The organism is Treponema porcinum (genome assembly GCF_900167145.1).
In the GTDB taxonomy this organism is placed as follows: domain Bacteria; phylum Spirochaetota; class Spirochaetia; order Treponematales; family Treponemataceae; genus Treponema_D; species Treponema_D porcinum.
On record NZ_FUWG01000009.1, the window covers coordinates 59235 to 79532 of the forward strand.

The following is a 20298-nucleotide window of genomic DNA, read 5'->3' on the forward strand; positions in this document are numbered from 1 at the left end:
AATACGTTGCTATGGAAAATTACAGCAACTTCAACATAACATACCCGTCCGTTCATCCGGGAACTGATGTAACACAGATAGAATTCCACACAGAAACGCCGGATTTGCGGCAGTTTTTCCTCCCCGAAGAAAACAATCCGCAGAAGCGCTGTTTTGTTACGGATGCAACTGTCGCTACCCTGCCATATATGCAGACTTTTGTTTCTCAGTTTGATGACGGAAGATGCGGCAGTGACCTTCTGATTATTCTTGGCTCTGGCGAGCCGTACAAGACAATAGAAAGCGTCCTTTCCATTGTAGAAACAGCGCTGGAGAACGGTTTTTCACGTAACGACCTGTTCGTAGGAATAGGCGGAGGCGTCATCTGCGACCTTACGGGATTTGCCGCATCGCTTTACAAGCGCGGAGCTGCCGTTCAGTTTGTTCCGACAACGCTGCTTTCTATGGTAGATGCGTCTATCGGCGGAAAAACAGGCTGTGATTTCAAAAGCTATAAAAATATGATAGGAAGTTTTTTTCCTGCTCAGAAAATCTGTTATTTTCCGGAATTCATTTCCACACTTTCAGAAGCGCAGTTCCGCTCAGGACTTGCAGAAGCCTTTAAGACAGCTCTTTTGTACGATGCAGAACTGTATGATATGTTCCGCACAAAATCAAGCCAGATTTTAAGCCGCGAACCTGAAACAATCTGCACAATCATACAGAAATGTTCAAAGGCAAAAGCTGAAGTTGTGGAAAAAGATTTTACCGAAAAAAACATACGAAAACACCTGAATCTGGGACATACGTTCGGTCACGCGCTGGAAACTCTTGCAGGACTCGGAACTGTAACGCACGGAGATGCAGTCGCCTGGGGAATCGGACGGGCTGTTTCCCTGAGTGCAAAACTCGACTTCTGCAAAGAATCCTATAAAGATGAAGTCCTGCACATTCTTTCCCTTTACGGCTGGGACATAAATCCTGTTCCTAAAATCGCATCCGGCGGCGGAATCAGCGAGCGCCTTATACAGATTATGCACAAGGACAAGAAAAATAAATCAGACAAAATCAGCATTGTCCTTCAGAGGGGACTTACCGATACGTTTACGCAGGAAGTTGAAGACGGCGACATTTTACCCATACTGAGATAATATGACAGACATTCAGACAAACCATTACTTTGACTGGGCATCAACAAGTCCGGCTGATAAAACAATTCTTCAGGAAGCACTTGATGAAACGGTGGCAGTCTGGGGAAATCCATCGAGCATTCACGCAGCAGGAAAAGAAGCGCGCGAACTTTTGGAACAGGCGCGCAAACGCTGTGCAGATGTGCTTGGTGTAAAAGCCGAAAAACTGTATTTTACTTCCGGCGGAACAGAAAGTGACCATATTCCGCTCCTTTCCGTGCTGAACCGTCCGCAGAAAGGAACTGTTCTCATAAGTTCAATAGAACATTCTGCAATCCGCGAAATGGCTCTTGAAATGAAAAAATGTGGAATGGAAGTAATTTCAATTCCTTCTGACAAAGACGGAATAATTACGCCGGAAGCAGTCGTAAAAAGCCTTACGCCGGAAACAGTAATCGTATGCGTTATGGCAGTAAACAACGAAACAGGCGCAATCCAGCCAGTCTATGAAATTGCAGACGCAATCACCAGTGCAACCGCCGGAAAACGCCGCCCAAAATTCCACGTTGACTGCGTACAGGCGGCAGGAAAAATACCGTTTGACCTTTCCTGTGCCGGAATTGACAGCGCGGCTTTTAGTGCGCATAAAATCTGCGGGCCGCGCGGAATCGGGCTTTTGTATATGAAAGATGCGGTAGAGCCGTTTTTAAAAGGCGGCGGTCAGGAAAAAGGAATGCGAAGCGGAACGGAAAACGTATTTGGAGCGCTTGCGTTTGCAAAATGCCTTGAAAAATACTATATCAATAAAAAAAATGAAGGACAGCTTGAGCATTTCAACAGGCAGAAAGAAATTACGCAGGATTTTGTAAAGAAACTTGCAGGAATAAGCGGCTGTACAATAATTCCAGAAGCGCGCATTGAAGAACCCGGCAAGTATTCTCCGTGGGTAGTTCAGGCGGCGTTCAAAAACATTCCGGGACAAGTAATGTTGCGCGCGCTTGATTCCGAAGGTTTTTACATTTCTACAGGAAGCGCCTGCTCTGCGCGCAAGAACAAACGCCCCATTCTTGATGCAATGCACATAACGCCGCAGATAAGCGAAACGGCGGTACGGTTCAGTTTTGGTCCGCTTACTACAAAAACTGCGGTTGACGAACTTTTTGACAAAGTAAGTGAAATTGCAGGACGTTTTAATAATTGACAACAGACAGTAAAAAATGTTAGTTTTACTGCAAACACATTTCAAAGGAAGGCAAATACTATGGGTGCACGCGGAGAACTTTTTACAACAGAAGTTTATCTTGATAACCGTTCGTATTTTTTTAACGTAAAGGAAAACAGAACAGGAGACGTATTTCTTCAGATAGTTGAATCAAAAAGCCGCGACGGAGCAGATGCTGACCGGCATCAGATTGCAATATTTGCAGAAGATATGCAAAAATTCCTTCAGGGAATGGACACTTCACTGTCTTTTATTGAAAAAGACAGAAAAGCGCGCGCAAAGGCACGGGTTGCAAAAAAAGAAGAAAAGAAAAAGATTTATAAAGTCAGGCAGACAAAGCAGGACGACGGAATAAAGCGCACTGGACGAGTGCACGTTGTTTCAAAAAGAACTACAGAAACTGAACAGAAAGAAAACTAATCTGATTTTCAAAAGATATTTCAAAAGATATTTCAAAAGATAAAAGTCCGCTCTTAAAAAGGGCGGACTTTTTTTATATCTGAAACTTTCGCTTTAATAAGAAAACGACATTCTTTGTATTTCAGACGGTCCGATTTCCCGGCAAATCCGCTTATGCTCCGGCGTAGGATACCCTTTGTGCCGCGCGTAACCGTATTGCGGATACAGTTTGTCCATCTCGCACATAATGCGGTCGCGCTCAACTTTTGCAAGAATGCTTGCCGCCATCACCTGCGGATAGCGGCCGTCCGCCTTAGGCTCGCATTTAGCTTCATCACAATGTATTTCAGGAACAAAAGTACCGTCCGCCATTGCAGAAACGGTGTATCCGTCATAGTTATGCGCCTTTGCCCATTCAGGAAGTTTCATCATCATCATATCAAAGGCAAGGCGCATAGCATAAAGGCTCGCCTGAAGAATATTGAGCCTGTCTATAGTTTCGTGATCTACAATGCCGACTCCCCAGCAGGCTTTTTCCTTTATAATGCATTCTGCGGCAATGCGTTTTTTTTCGGATAATTTTTTTGAATCATTCAGAATATCAAGGGGAAAATCCTCCGGCAGAATGACAGCACCAGCAGTTACAGGACCCGCCAAAGGTCCCCTTCCCGCTTCATCAAGTCCGCAAAGCAGTTTCATTTAAAAACCAGACTCCTTATTGCCGCTGTACTCAACGGACACATTCCTGCTGTCTGTATAAACGGCACTTGTGCTAGACAGCTGCTTTTTCAAATCAGCAGAGAACGCATTGTCCGTAACGGAACTCTGCGTATCAAAAAGTTCTGCAATCCTACCCATTACGCCGACAATTTTGCACTGCGTAGAACGCAGCTCAAAAATGCCGCCCTGCGCCGAAAAATTAATGGATGTTCCAGCAACAGTCGTAACAGTCGAATTGCGGATGCTTATTTTAGAATCCACAGCGGCAAGTGCAGATGAATAAGAGTCCGCTGAAGACGTTACGCCGGAATTCTTTATTGTTACGACAGAATTTTCCGCATTTATTACAGTTCCGTTCTTTGCAAAAGCAGCAGAAAGTTCAACGTTATTGAAATCAAGAACGCCTCTCTCAATCTGAATAAGATTTGCAGAAATCTCGCTTTCTTCACCCTTAGTATGATTTGCCGCATACGAAATTATGCAGTCAGAAATGACAAGACTTGAATTCCTTACAGTCAGTGAAGATTTTGGCAAAAACACAATTCTGCCATCATTCTGCCCTGTTATCTGAACATTGGAAGAAATAACGGTATTTTTCTGCGGCATAGCCATTTCGCCGGATAAAATTACGTTTACAAACCTGTTTTCATTTATAAACGGAAGCAGCTGCTCAAAAGACGTATACGGCCGCTCTCTAGTTCCGTCGGAAAATTCACCGGCAGACGATGTTGAGTCAACGTAATAATTGCAAGTATCAATTACAACCTTATATTCGGTAACTGAACTCCGGTTCTTGCTTGAATCCTCCGAATACACAGAAACTTTGTAAGCCGCCGCACCGTCATTTGACGGATGAAGCACTATTCTATCAGTATCAAGCTTCTTGAAATTTTCTTTCTGAAAGGCAAAAAGAACGTCAACAGAAACATCAGCTGAATCAACGATAACAGGACCTGAAACGGAAGCATACACAACAGTACCAGGCAATGACTGAATTCCAAGAGTTACAAGACGGCGTGAAAAATTATTTTTTGCGGAAGACGTAATCACCGGCTTCTGAGGAACACGTTTGTTCACGGAAAACGGAATTTCAAGTTCACCCTGATATACAGAATCGTAGAAAATGCCGGTTCGGTAAGATCCCTCGTATCTGTCCCCCTGAAAAGTATCAATTTCAAAAGAGTCGTACAGTTCGGAAACTGTTCCGTCCTGCTGTATAAGACCGAATTTATAGCCCGGCTCGCCTGAATACGAAACAGATACAGCACCGCTTGCAGCCGTAGTCTGATGTATCTGAGGTTTTGGCGGAAGTACAAAAAAACGCACCGAATTTTCCGAAGCATAGTCAACAGGCTGCCAGGAAATCATATGATTTACCGAACGGTCTATCTTAAGAGGAAGTTTCGGCTGCTGCCACCAGCCGTCGTCAATTTTATAGATGAATTTTTTATTTGCAAAAGAAACTGTTTCCCAGTCTATTATTTCAAACGGAACGTCCCGGCGGCTGTACACGCCTGTCATCACAGGATTTACGTGAATTAAAAAACGCCAGTACACAGAACCGTCAGTAATCGTACACGGAATATATCTGGAAACGACAGTCTTTTCAGAAAGAACAAGATTTTTCCCGGTTTCAAAACAGTCCTGCTGCTGTCCAAGACTGTACTCAAGTCCGGCAGGAACAGAAAGCTCTGCACCAGCAGTATAATTTATAATACCTGCTTCAACGCAATTTCGTACAAAGTCATAATATTCTGTTTTTTCCGGATAGGGAGCATTTTTTACCGTATACAGCACATCTTTTTTAAAACGCGTGCCGTCAGTGCTGACTACAGTTACCTTAAGGAGTACGTCTCCGTCAACATCAAGAAGAACAGGACCATCGTACGCAAAGCCCGATGACTCTGGGTCATTGCCAGACAACGAATAGTACGCACTAGAACCGGACGGAACGTCAATTACAAGAATCTGCCTGTTCGCCCATACGCCGTCAGAAGGACTTATAACTTCCTGCGCCACGCACAAGAAAGGAAAAAGTCCTGTAAGAGCAAAAATGATAACCTTCAATCCAAAACTTTTTTTATTCATCTGCCGCCTGTTTTCCTAAGTATGAACCAAGAACTGATTTTAACTCAGGATCCTGCTTATAATAATTCTGTTCAAGTTCCTCTTCCGAAAGCCCGACCAGTTCGTGGCTCATATAATGAATCCACCTGTCCTCGGCCGGAGAATTGATAACCAATTTTCGGCACCAGTAGTCAGGCAGAACGGGTTGTTTTTTACGGTACGTACAGTCCTTGTAGTCGTGAACAACAACCTTGATGTTCTCCCTGCTTACGCCATAGTCAAGAAGAATATCTACCAGCGCATTTATTGTATTTCCTGTATCAAAAATATCATCAATCAGCATAATCCTGTCGCCGGGACGAAGATTTGCAGGAGGATACGTCCAGCCGTCAACATATACACGCGGAGTTGACTTGCGTACATCAGTATAGGAACGGGCAACAACTGCCGCATACAGTACAGGATGGTGGTTTTTATGCGCAATTTTATAATACTCGCTGATAACATTCGCCATATACGCGCCTCCGCGAAGCGAGCAGTAAATAACGTCAGGAACAAAACCGTCTATGTTGTACATTTTATAGGCAAGCTTTAAAGCATCATTGCGAACAACATCGTATGGCAGAAATTCCTTAATCATAAATACTCCAGAATAAAAATAACCGCACTTTTCATTACGGTAACGATAACTACCGTGAATTATAAACGATATGTTCTATGAATTCAATCATTTTGAAAGGATTGTGCCGTTACGTGCGTGAGCTTCTGTATCAGGATTTTGCGACAGAATTTACTGAAAGAAAAAACGCTTGCCGGGCACAGGAAGAAGTTTTTCCGTCCTTCCGGAATTGTATATTTCGATATATGCAGTAATTTCAGGCTGACTTTGCTTTGCTGAACGGCAGACAAAATTTCCATGCGCAACTGCATTTCCGGAAACAGACGGCTGAATGCCAAGCGAATATTTTTTTATCAAGGCAGCTGCTTTTACAGGACTTCTCTGTATGCGGCTGACAGAATTTTCCAGATATTGAACAATAAGAAGAAGGGAATCGTATGATTTTTCCGCAAACTGTGTACGCGCCACAAGAACAGTTACAGGAACGGATTTACGGCTTCCGTTAATTGAAGTATAGGCATCCTGAAGGTCAACACTCCGCCTGAATTTTTTATTAACAGAAAGAGATGCAGAAGCAGCCGGCTCGGAAAGAATGGCTGCATCTGCCGTTCCGTTAGAAAGATGAGTAACGGCGGCTGTTTCACTTTCTATGCGTTCAAGTTGAATTACGTTTTCCCCCTGCCCGGAAGGAATGTCGTTACGTTCTAAAATCCAGAAAATAAAGCCGCTTGTAAAACCGTTCCCGGAATAAAGAAGTTTTTTTCCCACAAGGTCAGAAAGCGAAGAAACGTTGCTTTCCGCCGGAGATATAACAGAATAATTTATGTTCTGCGTTACCGCAATGCAGACGACTGACCCGGACTTTTTTTCATACAGCGAAACGGCTGCATTCACAGGAAGATTTGCCGCATCTATTTCGCCGTTTTTCATCCCCTCAACAAGAGCTGAAACGCCGGAAAACTCGATGAATTCAAATTTGTCAGTTTCCGGCATCATATATACGAACGGAACGGCTGTCATTCCCTTCACGTAACCGATACGCGACGGTTCTGAAATCACAAAATGAGAAGCAAAAAAAATTACGGAAAAGAAAACGCACGTTTTTTTTGTCATTTTACTCACTTTCTGTTCTGGAAATACAGTTCTGCAATCGTCTTTATACCGCGTTCAACTTCTTCTGCACTTCCGGCATAGTTCAGGCGAAGGCATTTTGAATAATGAGGATGCTCTTCTACCGGTGGCAGCGTTGAGTCCGCCTGATTTCCAAAGAAGAAAAATTCGCCCGGCATAACAAAAACACCTTTTTTCTTGAGAAGCTGATAGAATTCTTTTGCAGGAACCGCAAGGTCTTCCATTAAAAGCCACAGGAATATAGAACCTTCGCTTTTGTGGACGTAATAATTTCCGCCCTTAAAATATTTATGAATCCATTTCTGCGTCTGAACGGATTTTTTTTCGTAGAACGGACGGACGACTGTATGCGCAATTTCAATCAGTTTTCCGGTGCGAATCAAATCTCCGGCAAGTGCCTGACCGACGCTTCCTGACGCAAGGGCTGCAATCGCATTCAGATTGGAGATTGCCTTTATAATCTCTTTCTGTGCGATAATAATTCCAGTGCGCAGTGAAGGAAGACCGATTTTTGAAAGGCTCATCGAAAGAATTACGTTTTCATCCCAGAACGGCTTTGCATCATCGGTAAAAATAATGTCCGGCCAGGGAAGACCGTACGCATTGTCTATAAAAAGCGGAATATCATAGCGCTTTGAAAGTTCGGAAAGATGCGTTATCTCATCATCTGTAAGCACGTTTCCCGTAGGATTTGTAGGACGCGTTACGCAGAGTGCCGCCGTATCATCGTGGGAAGAAAGGTATTTTTCAAGTCGCGGAAAATCAATCTTGTATTTGAAGGTTCTGTCTGCGTACATTTCAAAATCAGCGTTTATGCCGGTGAATGTACCGCGTTCTATTCCCTGATCTGCATAGCCGACGTACTCAGGAACAAGTGGAAATATGATGCGCTTTTTTACGGTTTTACCGTTTACCGTATACGTTCCGCTGAACATATTGAAAAGGTAGAAAAACGCACTCTGACTTCCGTTAGTAACAGCAATATTTTCAGGTCCTATTTTCCAGCCATATTTTCCAGAAAGACATTCTGCAATCTGTTCAATGAATTTTATTCGTCCCTGAGGAGCATCATATCTTCCGATAAGGTCTTCAAATTCGGTGCCGTTTTCCATTATTCCTGCCATCCGCTGACGGTAGAGTGATTCTACCTCAGGAATGCGCGCCGGGTTTCCGCCGCCCATAAGGCTTAGCGGAATTCCCTTAGGAAGAGGCTTTCCCAAATCGTCCATCAAATCGTTTATGCCAGAAGGCCCGCACAATTTCTCTCCGAAATCAGAAAAAATTATGTCTTTCATTTTTTATCTTCCAGAATATTTACTGTTGCCAGGACAGACTCGTCGCTTGAGTCTGACTGGTTTGAAACGCATTTTATAGTTGTCTTTCCGGCGCTTTTTTTTGCATCGCGTACAAAGTGAACGCGAAGTACATTGTTCCTGCATTCAACGGCAATCTCCGAAAGCCCTGCATTCCGCTCGTCAAGAATTTCAAGCGAAAGAGGCTCTTCTATTTCGCGCTGAATAAGCCTGCGCATCGGACGCGCGCCCATCGACGGCTCATAGCCTTTTTCAATGAGATATTCGCGCGCGCTTTTTCTGACAGTAACAGAAAGTTTCCTGTCTTTAAGACGGGCGGAAAGTTCCGCAATCTGAATGTCAAGAATTTTTGAAACTTCCGCCTTTGAAAGCGCATTGAACACAATCACGTCATCAATTCGGTTCAGAAGTTCCGGGCTAAGAAGCTTTTTCAATTCTACCATCGCGCCGCTTTTTATTTCTGCATACGAAAGGACGCCGTCGCCGGAAGCACTGAATCCTACCCTTCCCTCCGCCGTAATCTGGCGCGCGCCGGCATTGCTTGTCATAATAATTACCGTGTTCCTGAAATTTACCGTATGCCCGAGATTGTCGTGCAGTTCGCCCTCTTCAAGAATTTGAAGGAGAAGGTTGAACACGTCAGGGTGCGCCTTTTCAATTTCATCAAGAAGAATTACGGAATACGGATGACGGCGCACCTGTTCCGTAAGAACTCCGCCGTCCTCGTAGCCGACGTATCCTGGAGGAGCACCGACAAGACGCGATGCATTGTGCTTTTCCATAAAGTCAGACATATCTATTCTGATAAGCTGGGAGTCGCTTCCGAACATAAATTTTGCAAGCGCCTTTGCAAGCTGCGTTTTTCCGACGCCTGTAGGACCAAGAAAAATAAACGAACCTATAGGATGCTTTGGAGAGGAAATTCCTGCACGGCTTCTGCGGACAGCCCCGGAAATAGTGCGGACAGCTTCATCCTGTCCTATTACCATACGGTGCATCTCATCTTCCATTTTTACAAGGCGCGATGATTCAGAAGAGCCTAGCTGCTCCACCGGAATTCCAGTCATTTCACCGACAATATGCGCAATGTCGTCCGCCGTAACGTGCCGCTTTGACGCAATGCCGTTTTCTTTCCAATAATTGCTGAAAACTTCAAACTTACGCTTAAGTTCCAGAACCTTGTCGCGGACATAAGCGGCATTTTCATAATCTTGCTGCTGGACAAGACGTTTTTTTTCTTCAATAAGACTGTTTATCTGAACCTCAAGGTCGTTAAGCTCGGACGGCTTGTTTTCTTCCTGTATTTTTTTCTGAGCACCGGCTTCATCAAGAATATCAATCGCTTTGTCTGGAAGAAAACGCTCTGGAATATAGCGGCGGCTCAGCCGTACAATTGCAGGAATAACGTCATCGTCATACACAACTCCGTGAAAATGCTCGTACTGCGCTTTTATTCCCTCAAGAATTTTTACGGAATCTTCGTCAGTCGGTTCTTCAACGTCAACTTTCTGAAAACGCCGCGCAAGCGCAGAATCCTTTTCGATGTAGCGGCTGTATTCTTTTGTAGTAGTAGCGCCGATAAGTTGAAGTTCACCGCGGCTAAGCGCAGGTTTCAGCATATTAGATGCGTCCATCTGCCCTTCCGGACCGCCGGCACCGATAATCGTATGCAGCTCATCAATAAAAAGAATGATGTCTTTTGAATCCTTTACTTCTCTCATCATTTTTTTCATTCGCTCTTCGAATTCGCCGCGGTATTTTGTACCGGCAACAAGTGAAGTCAAATCAAGAGAAAGAATGCGTTTTTTCAAAAGCCCGGACGGAACAGTTCCTTTTGCAACCGCCTGTGCAAGTCCTTCCACAATAGCTGTTTTTCCGATTCCCGGTTCGCCCACAAGAACAGGATTATTCTTCGTGCGGCGAGAAAGAATTTGTATAAGGCGCTGGATTTCCTTTTCGCGCCCGACGACCGGGTCAGCCTTTCCCTCGCGGAAAAGGCGCGTAATATCCCGGCTGTATTCAGACAGGAAAGACTTTTTTTCCGGCGCATCGCGCGAACTTTGCGGATTATTTCCTGCTCCTGCGAACAGACTGTCAAAACGACCGGCGCCTTTTCCTGCACCAAAAATATTCTGAAGTTCAACGTTTGCAAGCGCTTCTGCACGCTTTACCAAATAGGACGACATATTGTTTTTCTGCACGGAACGGACGGCAGCGCGCGCATCGGAAAGAGAAACGCCTGATTTTTCAAAAAAGAGTGCGGCAACACTTTCAGACTCACGCACGCAGGCAAGAACAATATGCTCCGTTCCGACGTATTTATTTTCAAGAGCCTGTGATTCAATGGAAGCAAGATCAAGCATAGCGTCAACACGTCTGCCGCGCGGAATTTCCGAAAGTAAATCCCTATCAGTAAGCCCGGATGCTTTTGAAAGAATGTCCTGTTCCAGAGCAAACTGAAACGACGGAAGCGACAGTTTTAATGTTTTCAAAAGCTCAACGCCAAGTCCGTCTGATTTTTTTATAAGGGCAAGCAGAATATGCTCCGGCTGAATAAGCTCCGAGCCGCTTTTCCGTGCCTCGTCCTGGCAAAACGCATTTACAAGACGCAATGCGCGTGGTGAAAAATCTGTCATAAGTTCCCCAAAGAAATTTTTTCAAAAGATTCCTGAATGGTGATTGCCCTCAGCCGGTCAATCTTCATCCGCCCGTCGCACAGAACGTCCTTCTCAAAATCAAACGAGCCGGTGGTCATCAGATACGAAAGATGTCCGTCCTGAATTCTGTAAAGCAGGCTGCACAGCGCGTTTATATCAATTCCCGAAAGCAAATGAAGCTGGAGTCCCAGCTTTATGTCGGAAATAATGTCGACGGCCTCCCGCAAAGAAACAAGCATACTGAATTTTGCAATGGAATATGCACGGATTACAGAATTGCGTATAAGCGTTGATTTATTATCGGCAAAATCTTTCAAAATCTTGCATTCACATTCGGCAATATATTTGCAGATTGACTCCATTTCGGCAATCTGGTCAATTTCGCTGCCGTTCTGCGCTGAATTAGTAGAAATAAGGAAGAAATTTCCGGCGGCAGAACCTTGCGAAATTGCAGGAAACGCCGGCATTACACTGCAATTTTTCTGCTTCAAATAATCAAGAATAACGGACAGTTTCCCGAAGCGGACTGTTCCCGGAAGGTGAATGCGCGCGGAAAGTTTCATTCCGCTTCCGGCATTACGCATAGCCGCCGTTAAATAGCCGAAATCATAACTTGCCGCAAACTGAAGTTTTTTCTGGAGCTGCGCATCAATTTTACGGCATTCTTCAAACGACGAGCGGAAATCAAGTCCGCTTGAAAACCGCGCTATATGCAGATGGTCAGAGCAGTTTACCGGACAGCAGATTTTTCCGTCCGCGCTCATAACAATGCCGCTTTCGGAAGGAAGCCTGCACGCTTTTTTTTCCACAGACGGCTTTATGACGCCGCGCTCCTCTAAAATCTGCCGGCTGTTTTCAGAAAGGGAAGCCGACTCTATTGCATGAAACCCGGCGGCATTTTCCATTTGGGAGAACGCATCAAACACAATCGCCTGAACGCGCTCCCTGTCATCGCCGCGAAACTGCGCCGGAAAAGGAAAATTCGCAAGATTTCGTGCAAGCCGCACCCGGCTTGAAATAATTACGTCACGGTTCTGACCGTCGTATGAATACCACGGAAGACCGTTCACCTCATTTATAGTCTGTTCCATATATGTTCCTGTTTATGCACATCCGACGCTTTAGTCAGAAGAAGAGGCATCTGAACCGTCTGCAACGCTTCCTTTTTCAAGCGCACGAAGATAATCCCGGTAAACAGCGGCTTTCTCGTAATTTTCAGTACGAACAGCCTCGTCCAGTTTTGCCTGCAAATCGGCACGGTCTGTAAGCGCATTGCGAAATCCCTTGACACGAAGCGGCATTGAACCTGTATACGTTCCAGTTATTCCGTGCGCGTTCATCGATTCCCGTATTTCCGCCTTGAATACTTCGTAACATTCCGGGCAGCCGGCAATTCCCTGACTCTTAATATCAAGAATGCTTTTTCCGCACGAAGGACAGACGCGTTTTGACTCTGACTCAAGAGCCATATTCCGTTCGACAATTTCCTGAAATAGTGCGGCAACATTCTGCTGGTTCGGAGCAGGAACAGGCGCTGCTATTCCGCGTGCCGCTGCACATTCCGCACACAGATTTATCTTCCGTTTTATATTTTTGCCCATCTGCTCAAGAAAAATCACTGCTTCACGAGTCCGGCACAAATCACAAATCATAATAACACTCCAAAAAAAGTAAAACGCAAGACGCAGTCACGCAGTTCACGGACATCACCGTCAGCCTTTCCGCAGAATATCAAGCGGCTTTTCACGACCGGCTTTTACCGCAGGAATGACAGAAACGATAAAAGACAGAACAAGGACTGTCAGCACGATAAAGGAAATCTCACCGTAAGAAATCTTAACAGAAATTTCCGTTAAATAATATGCCGGATCCATAATTTTTACCGCAAGGAACTGTTCCGCCGGATTTCCGCGCAGGATAAAAATCAGCCTGCCGATTGCATTTACTGCCTTTTCAATAAGCGCGACAATTCCGTTTATGTTAAGGGCGCACGCAATTCCGCAGGGCAGCCCCGCAAGGCAGCCGGCAGCGCCGCAGAAACAGCCTGTAATGATAAAGGAAAGCGCAATTCCGCCGGAAGATGCGCCGGTACTTTTCAATATTGCAATTTCACGGCGGCGCTCCATAACGAGCATTACGAGGGCAGAAGAAATATTCACCGCGGCAACAAGCACAATCAGCATCATAACGAACACAAGAAGTATTTTCGTGGAAGAAAAATTTTCAAACTGCGAAGCGTTCAGTTCGCTCCAGATATATGCAACGCCTTTTCCGCGAATGCGGTCGTTTACAAGCCTGCGAATTCTGTAGATGTCTTTAGAAAACGGATTTTCCGTTTCAATCATTACGGCAAAAGAGGCGTTGTCCTTTGAGGCAAAAGAAAACGCCGTATCAACGGGAACGAACACCCACAGCGCGTCAAGCTCCTGATAGCCAGAAGAAACGACTGCGCTTACAGTAAAAACTGTCATTTTAGGAACAATCATACCGTTCGCGCCGGATTTTGTAGTAATGAGGCGGAACGTACTTCCCGGTTTTAAAGAAAGCGTTTCCGCAGTTTTTTCGCCGACAACAGCGCATCTTTTTCCCCTGGCAAAACCGTCAAGAGAACCGGCGCAGATTGTAAAATAGCGCGAAAACGCTTCGTTCTCCAAAAACACAGCCGGTTCTACGGCACGAACCCGTACTCCGGTGCGGTAACTGCATCCTGCAGCAAGCGCATCTATTCCAACCTCAGGAAATACATTCACCACGCCATCAACGCTTCTGATTTCATCTGCCACTTCGTACAGCGCTTCCACCGATGAAACGAATTTTGCCGACCGGTAAAGCCTTGCCTGAAGTGCGCCGGTAGAAAGTCCGATAATTCTGTCCGTCATTCCGTCTATCATACTGTCTGATACGGCAAGGACGGCTACAAGAGGCACTACGCTTATTGCGATGCAGATAATAGCGCCCAGAACGCTTTTCCTGGCGGAAGATTTTTTTCCGGCAAGAGGAAATATCAGCCGTTTTGCAAATAAAAATGACGCACGAAGTTTCATTCAGCACCTTCTGGCTCACCGCACAGGTTTACTTTTTCCAAAGTTCCGTCCTTTATTTCATAGCAGACATCTCCGCCGGCGGCAAGTTTTCTGTCGTGCGTAACAAGCACAAGAGTTTTTCCGTATTTTTCAGCCATAGAAAACAAAAGTTTTCCAATCATTAAAGAATTTGCAGGGTCAAGGTTTCCCGTAGGCTCGTCCGCAAGAATGAGCGACGGATTGTTTACAAGGGCACGCGCAACCGCAACACGCTGGCGTTCTCCTCCGGAAAGTTCGGACGGAAGATGATTTTTCCGCTCCGAAAGCCCCACTTCAAAAAGCAGTTTTTCCGCCTTTTTTTCCGCTTCTTTTTTTGAAACGCCTGCCATATACGCCGGAAGATAGACGTTTTCAAGGGCTGTAAAATCCTTCAAAAGATAATGGAACTGAAACACCAGCCCTAGAAATGACGAACGGTACGCCGCCTGTTCCTTTTCTTTAAGCGCAGTAACGTTCCAGGGACCTGCGGTTACGCTTCCTGACGTAGCAGAATCTATGCTTCCGATGATGTTCATAAGCGTACTTTTTCCGCTTCCGCTTTCACCGATAATGACAGTCTTACTGCCTTCCTCAACGGAAAGATTAAGGTTTTTGAATACCGTAAGCCGTTCGCTTTCGGTAACGTACGTTTTTTCAAGCTGCGAAACGGTAAGAATGTTACTCATTATGCAGAACCTCCGCAATTTTTAATTTAAGGACAGATCGGCTTGCAAGGGCAGAAGCAAGAAGTGGTGAAAGCACGCCGAACAGAGAAATTAAAAGGACTTCAGACGGAATAATCCGGGCAGGAATTGACGCATAGATTGCATACATCTGGTTTTCCGTAACAAACGCCGCATTTTCAGGAGAAAAAACAGACGTAAAAAACAGTTCCAGCCAGTAAAGGCAGTGCGAAACGGCAAGAAAAACGCTCCGTATGTTCAGGCTTATGAAAATACCCAGCACGATGCCTATAACCGTACCGGCAGCACCGGTCAAAAATCCGCGGACAACAAAAATCGCTTTAATTTGAAAAGACGTTCCTCCCAGCGCAGAAAGAGCGGCGATTTCCTGACTTCGTTCAAAAACAAGCCGGCGCATTCCGTTGTAAATGTTAACTGCAACTACGACAAAAATCAAAAATACAAGCAGCATAAGGATATTTTTTTCAACGCGGAGCGCGCCGAAAAAAGTACGGTTATACTCACGCCAGCTTTGAACCGCCGCATCCGGGAAACGGTTTTTAATCGCAGCAGAAACAAATCCGTCATTCTGCGGACGGCGGATTTTTATGCCGTAGAACACAGGCGCATCTTCACCAAAATACATACGCGCCGCTTCAAGGCTTACAAACGCATAGCCCTGATTTATGTCGTAATAGCCGCACTCAAAAATGCCGGTAACTTTGAACTGTCTGTTCTGCGAAAGAAGTTCAACGTCCTTTCCGCCGCTAAGCGCAAGCAGATTGACTGTATTTCCTGTGGTTACGCCCAGACTTTGCGCAAGATACGAGCCGAGTACGATACTGTCTGCAGAAGAAAGGTCAAAACTTCCGGAAACGATTTTTATTTCACGCGCAAATCCTTCGTCAAACTCACACGTGCGGGCGTCAACACCGCGGATAATTCCTGCACTTTCCTTTGATTTATTTCCCACAAGAAGCGCCTGCGATTCATAAAACGGTGAAACGCACCTGATTTCTTTACTGTCCGCACAAGAGTCAAGAAAATCTGCTTCTGCCTGACTTTCCAGATTTGAAACACGTATATGAAAAGAGGAGAGTTCCATAATCGCATTGACAAAACTCATCTGAAATCCGTTCATAACGCTTACAACCGTAACAAGCGACATAACGCCAAAACAGATTACAAGAACGGCAAGAAAGCTTGTTGCGGAAGAACGGCTTTTCCTGTCTACAGACGCAAAACGCCGCGAAACATCAAAAATCCATCGGTATGACAATCGGAATGAAAAAGTTTTTTTTCTACTCATATACACGGCTTCTCCAGAGCGTTCCGTTCATATAGAACAAATCTTTCGTGTGATTTCCCTCGTTATAATAAGACTCCACGACAAAACCGCCGTCAAAATACGACGCGGACATATAGGAATTTTCTCGGCTGTATACAGTCTGCATACGGAGAACGGAATTTTCATAATAATAATAGTCTGGAAGTCCGCCTTCAATTTTATATTCAAACACCTCGCGTTTTGAATTTTTTGCCGTTATCATCGAGGAAGAAACGTCCTTGTACGCATACTCAACGTAATATTTTTCAGAAATGCTGCCGTCCTGCGTATATTTCCATTCTGTGCGGCTGACAAGCACAAACTGCCTGCGCTTTTCCAAATCCGTTCCGCCGCCATCAGCCGTTTTTTCCCCGGACACAGATTTTCCGCTGTCAGCCGGCGTTTCCACCGCACGATAGTTTCTGCTGACACACACTCGCCCGTTCGCATCATACGAAAGCAGATGACGTGCGGACTCTTCAAGAATTTGCGCAGAAACAGGAAAAACGCCTTCGCCGTACTCAAACAGTTCTGTCTTTGTTTTCCGTGAACCGGAAATTCCTCCCGACAAATCCCAGTATTCTTTTTTGACAAGACGCATTTTCTCGTCATAATACTGCCTTATCATTTTTTTCTGAAAGGATGAAACGATGACGATTCCGCCCTCCCCGGAATTTTTTACGGTAAAAACTTCTGCTCCGTAGGAATACAGGCTGAGCATCTGCCGAGCATTCCGAAGCCTACGCTCTACAACAGGCTCTTCTTCCCCTGCCCCGGAATTTTCTTTCTTTTTCTGCGCATCGTTCCTGACGTTGTTTTCAACCAGCTGCAAAAGCTCTTCACTTTCATCAGCCAGTTCCGCACCGCCGTTTTCCGCTTCACGCATTCTGTCAAGTTCCTGCACCGCTTCGTCAAGTTCAGCCGGTCTGTTCAGGACAAAAGCATTTTCCCCCGAAAAAAACAGGTTTTCTGCCCACAGCGCATCGTCTTCAACTGCATTGTACGCAACGAACGCAGAAAGCAGACCTGCGCAGTCAGGAACGTAATAGTCAAAAAGATTTCCAACCTGACAGCCATCATTCCATTTTGTACAGGTGAACAGGACTGACGGAATTTCACTGACTCCCGATTTTTGCGCAATGCCGGAACTTCTTTCTATCCCGGTACATTCAAAAATCAGCATATCATTGAAAAAACGATAGATGGTTTCCTCTGGCTCTTTTGCGGCACACACAGCGGAACAGAAAACTGCACCGCAAAAAAGAACCGTTTTTCTAAAAAACGACTTCACTTTCTTTCCTGCTCTTACAGTCCGATAAAATCATCGATATATTTTTCCGCATTGAACTGCCTGATATTTTCATATTTTTCGCCGTCGCACACAAAAGCAACAGGAATTCCAAGTTCTTTTCCGATGGAAACGGCAACGCCACCTTTAGCAGTAGAATCGTATTTTGTAAGGACGAGCGCGTCAATTCCCACAGCCTCGTTGAACACTTCCGCCTGCCGGAGCGCATTCTGCCCGGTAGTTGCGTCTATTACTAAAATCCGCTTGTAGCAGCCCTCGCCGGCTTTTTCCTTACAGATACGGTCGATTTTCTGAAGCTCGCGCACAAGATTTTCCTTGTTGTGAAGACGGCCGGCTGTATCAGCAAGAACAAGACCTGCGCCTTTACTCGCGCACGCCTGCGCCGCATCAAAAACAACAGCGGCAGGGTCTGAACCGTGCTGATGGCTCACTACGCGAAGCCCTGTCCGCTCGCCGTGCAGATTAAGCTGTTCGATTGCGGCGGCACGAAACGTATCGGCGCTTGCAAGAACAATATTGTCAATGCCGGAGTTTTTGAAGAAAAGTCCCATTTTTGCAACGCTTGTCGTCTTTCCTACGCCGTTTACGCCTAATACCATCCAGACATTAACTTTTGTCATATCAGGCTCAAGCCGGGTTTCGCGCACATACTTAAGCAGAATGCGCTTCAGTTCCTGAAGTATGTCAGAATTTTCTGCAAGATGATTTTTCCGGCACGCCTGTTCAAGACGATCCGCAATTTCAAACGCCGTCTTTGCGCCAACATCACCCTCAATCAGACGGTCAGTTAAATCTTCAAAAAACTCGTCAGAATTCTTATTTCCCTTGAACAGCACGCGCAGTTTTTCTGCAAATGACATTTTCGACATCTATTATTCCTCTTTGCCCTTTGTAAAGTTTTTATTGTAATTCCTGTATTTCACCCTTAATGACAGGCATTCCGCCTGTGCCTTCCGGCTCAGAAAGCTCCGCTCCGTCCGAGTTTTCCGCCTCATCAGAAAAAGCAGAGTCCGCCTCAAGCAGAAGTTCCTGCTGTTTCACCCTTTCAATCTGCTCCCTTCCCCTGATTTTCGTAAGTTCCTTCGTACTCATCTTTTTTGCCTCCGCAGGAAGTACCGAATTTGCAGCACGCAGATAACGCACAAGTTCAACGACAAACAGCACGCCGCACCCGATTGAAATGCCGGCAGTAACATTGCGCGCAGTTTCCCACTTTTTTGCTTCGTCATAGCTTACGCCATAACCGTCATTATACGCAGAAGAAGCGGCAAATGAATTGCCGTAGCAGTAAAAAGTCGGAAGAAGCGACACAATCAGAAGACTGTAGGAACGATACATCCAGATGCGGCGCTTTTCAATATAACTGCTCCTGTCAAACGGTTTTGCGTCAAGCAGAAGAAAATTTCCGTCAGAAAGATATTTGGTTCGGATAAAAAAATCGCACGGTTCGCCGTTTTCAGACACAAAATGCCCTAAAATCTGCTGATTGTTTATATGAATTGATGCAAAGCGCCCGGAAGGAGAAAGCGAAGCAGAAAAAAGACCGTTTGCAAACAAATCGCCGGAAAACGGCTTTTTCATCGCAAGGAAAAGTTCGCCAGGATTGTCCGGCTGCATTTCCACCGTAATCTTAAAACGCCTGTTTCCGGTGAACGAATACGAAGTCGATTCTGTAATATAGCCTTTAGAAGAAAAAGTTATTGTATGAACTCCGCTCGGCAGGGTGATTTTTTCCGTTCCGTCCGAATAAACTACGTCATTCACCGAAAGGACGATATTTTCCGCAGCTTCCGGCGGAAAGACCTCAATAAAAAGTTCAACCGGCATACTGTCTGCAATTTTAGGCGTAAGCTGCGCGGCTATGCTTGTAGCAAGAGTGCGCAAGTCATCGGTAATTCCAACGTCAGAAACAGATGCAATCCGCCGTCCGCCAGGATACTGATACAGTTCCGCGGAAATCGAAATATAGTTTCCGTAGACAGTAATCTTTCCTGTAATCAGCCCCTGAATGCCGGCATCAACGCAGGCTTTTCCAAAATAATAGCTGTCATATCCGCTCTTCCGCTGTTCTTCCCCTGCATCGAACAGCTGGTTAAAATCATTTTTATACAGAACAACGTCCTCAAGAACAAAATCTTCGTCCTGACGTCCGCCAAGTCCCTTAAAAAAACGGGAAAATCCGTTCCCTTCTTCGCGCCTGTCATCCACAATTTCGCCCTGCTCAAGATGGGCAATGCGCATTTCGTCCTGCTGCATACGCTTTTCCCGGCGGCTAGTTTCTTTCAGGGCTGACTGCAAATTCTCGTCAATTTTTTTTTCAATGTCACGGATTTTTACATCAGATTCCTTAAGCTTAGCCTTTAGTTTCCGCGCGGAATAATCAGCGAGCAGAAGGGAATCACGAGCCTTTACTTCTTTAGACAGTTGAAGGAACAGGGAAAGCCGCTCTTTCTGCAAATCGTACAGCGTACGGTCAAGCTGTTCGCGCGCGCGGGGAATACGGGTAAGGTTTTCTGCCATCTGTTCCATAATGAGCGACGGCATTGTTTTTGCATACGACACCGCCGCCTTGGAATTATTCGTATTCTGCGTGAATTCAAACTGCTCGGCGGCAAGCGTCCATTTTTTGTCTGAAGCACAGAACGCCGCCGCACTGCACGCAAGCAATACTGAGAAAATA

General features: G+C 45.4%; 17 protein-coding genes. 3 read left to right on the forward strand and 14 right to left on the reverse strand.

All coding sequences use genetic code 11. The features are described from left to right. Nucleotides 1–11: 11 nt before the first annotated feature. Genes B5D55_RS06820 through B5D55_RS06830 form a run of 3 tightly spaced genes read left to right on the forward strand, consistent with a single transcriptional unit; the run spans nucleotide 12 to nucleotide 2751 of the window. Nucleotides 12–1130, forward strand: coding sequence for a 3-dehydroquinate synthase (locus B5D55_RS06820; protein WP_078933259.1), 1119 nt, complete (start codon nucleotides 12–14; stop codon nucleotides 1128–1130). Nucleotide 1131: 1 nt separating this feature from the next. Further along, nucleotides 1132–2310 (forward strand): cysteine desulfurase family protein, encoded by a 1179-nt coding sequence (locus B5D55_RS06825; RefSeq protein ID WP_078933260.1) that lies wholly within the window; start codon nucleotides 1132–1134, stop codon nucleotides 2308–2310. 60 nt (nucleotides 2311–2370) lie between these two features. Next, nucleotides 2371–2751, forward strand: a complete 381-nt coding sequence (locus tag B5D55_RS06830) for a DUF3276 family protein (protein WP_078933261.1) — start codon at nucleotides 2371–2373, stop codon at nucleotides 2749–2751. Nucleotides 2752–2844: 93 nt separating this feature from the next. Here the strand turns inward: B5D55_RS06830 and B5D55_RS06835 are convergent, their stop codons facing one another. The 14 genes from B5D55_RS06835 to B5D55_RS06900 form a co-directional block, all read right to left on the reverse strand. Next, nucleotides 2845–3429 (reverse strand): ribonuclease HII, encoded by a 585-nt coding sequence (locus B5D55_RS06835; RefSeq protein ID WP_078933262.1) that lies wholly within the window; start codon nucleotides 3427–3429, stop codon nucleotides 2845–2847. Beyond that, the gene (locus tag B5D55_RS06840) at nucleotides 3430–5538 is read right to left on the reverse strand and encodes a hypothetical protein (RefSeq protein WP_078933263.1); all 2109 of its coding nucleotides are present in this window, start codon (nucleotides 5536–5538) and stop codon (nucleotides 3430–3432) included. Continuing rightward, complete coding sequence (locus tag B5D55_RS06845) at nucleotides 5531–6157, reverse strand: phosphoribosyltransferase (RefSeq protein ID WP_078933264.1); 627 nt, start codon at nucleotides 6155–6157, stop codon at nucleotides 5531–5533. Before B5D55_RS06845 ends, B5D55_RS06840 begins: the two co-directional genes overlap by 8 nt. 150 nt (nucleotides 6158–6307) lie before the next feature. Beyond that, entirely contained in the window at nucleotides 6308–7249 is a 942-nt protein-coding gene (locus tag B5D55_RS06850) for an ABC transporter substrate-binding protein (RefSeq protein WP_078933265.1), read from the reverse strand. A 5-nt stretch (nucleotides 7250–7254) separates the two neighbouring features. After that, nucleotides 7255–8562, reverse strand: coding sequence for a valine--pyruvate transaminase (locus tag B5D55_RS06855; RefSeq protein ID WP_078933266.1), 1308 nt, complete (start codon nucleotides 8560–8562; stop codon nucleotides 7255–7257). After that, nucleotides 8559–11216, reverse strand: coding sequence for an ATP-dependent Clp protease ATP-binding subunit (locus B5D55_RS06860; protein ID WP_078933267.1), 2658 nt, complete (start codon nucleotides 11214–11216; stop codon nucleotides 8559–8561). The genes B5D55_RS06855 and B5D55_RS06860 overlap by 4 nt, the downstream gene beginning before the upstream one ends. Continuing rightward, entirely contained in the window at nucleotides 11213–12328 is a 1116-nt protein-coding gene (locus B5D55_RS06865; RefSeq protein ID WP_078933268.1) for a hypothetical protein, read from the reverse strand. The genes B5D55_RS06860 and B5D55_RS06865 overlap by 4 nt, the downstream gene beginning before the upstream one ends. Before the next feature lie 30 nt (nucleotides 12329–12358). Continuing rightward, complete coding sequence (locus B5D55_RS06870; RefSeq protein WP_078933269.1) at nucleotides 12359–12889, reverse strand: UvrB/UvrC motif-containing protein; 531 nt, start codon at nucleotides 12887–12889, stop codon at nucleotides 12359–12361. Between the two features lie 60 nt (nucleotides 12890–12949). Then, nucleotides 12950–14281, reverse strand: a complete 1332-nt coding sequence (locus B5D55_RS06875; protein ID WP_078933270.1) for an ABC transporter permease — start codon at nucleotides 14279–14281, stop codon at nucleotides 12950–12952. Beyond that, on the reverse strand, nucleotides 14278–14988 hold the full coding sequence (locus tag B5D55_RS06880; protein ID WP_200805304.1) for an ABC transporter ATP-binding protein: 711 nt from the start codon (nucleotides 14986–14988) through the stop codon (nucleotides 14278–14280). Before B5D55_RS06880 ends, B5D55_RS06875 begins: the two co-directional genes overlap by 4 nt. Continuing rightward, nucleotides 14978–16291 (reverse strand): ABC transporter permease, encoded by a 1314-nt coding sequence (locus B5D55_RS06885; protein ID WP_078933272.1) that lies wholly within the window; start codon nucleotides 16289–16291, stop codon nucleotides 14978–14980. The genes B5D55_RS06880 and B5D55_RS06885 overlap by 11 nt, the downstream gene beginning before the upstream one ends. Then, nucleotides 16284–17600 (reverse strand): hypothetical protein, encoded by a 1317-nt coding sequence (locus B5D55_RS06890; protein WP_078933273.1) that lies wholly within the window; start codon nucleotides 17598–17600, stop codon nucleotides 16284–16286. Before B5D55_RS06890 ends, B5D55_RS06885 begins: the two co-directional genes overlap by 8 nt. Before the next feature lie 14 nt (nucleotides 17601–17614). Then, nucleotides 17615–18487, reverse strand: coding sequence for a signal recognition particle-docking protein FtsY (gene ftsY / locus B5D55_RS06895; RefSeq protein ID WP_078933274.1), 873 nt, complete (start codon nucleotides 18485–18487; stop codon nucleotides 17615–17617). A gap of 31 nt (nucleotides 18488–18518) precedes the next feature. After that, entirely contained in the window at nucleotides 18519–20285 is a 1767-nt protein-coding gene (locus B5D55_RS06900) for a hypothetical protein (protein WP_078933275.1), read from the reverse strand. Nucleotides 20286–20298: the final 13 nt, after the last annotated feature.